Annotated in this window: 1 pseudogene; it reads left to right on the top strand. The window is 48.2% G+C overall.

Going from position 1 to position 278, the window contains the following annotated elements:
* A pseudogene (locus L975_RS17015) lies at positions 1–194 on the top strand (type VI secretion system tube protein Hcp); the annotation flags it as partial.
* Positions 195–278: the final 84 nt, after the last annotated feature.

Here is a 278-nt window from a genome sequence, read left to right as displayed (position 1 = left end):
ACTTCTTCTCCACCATTCTGACTGATGCCACCATCGTGGATATCGATTGCCAGATGCCACATTGCCAAGACCCATCCAAATCAGACTTTACTCAGCTGATTCAAGTCTCTTTGGCTTATCGCAAGATTGACTGGGAACACACTGTTGCAGGCACTTCAGGTGCTGATGACTGGCGTGCACCAATCGAAGCTTAATCCGCTGTACGGATAGATAAAAACTGAACCTGCTTCGGTAACGGAGCGGGTCTTTGCTGTTTTGTTATCTCTACCCCGATGACG

This window comes from Plesiomonas sp. ZOR0011 (genome assembly GCF_000800945.1).
In the GTDB taxonomy this organism is placed as follows: Bacteria; Pseudomonadota; Gammaproteobacteria; order Enterobacterales; family CAMTGL01; genus Plesiomonas; species Plesiomonas shigelloides.
This window is presented reverse-complemented; position numbering and strand designations above follow the sequence as displayed.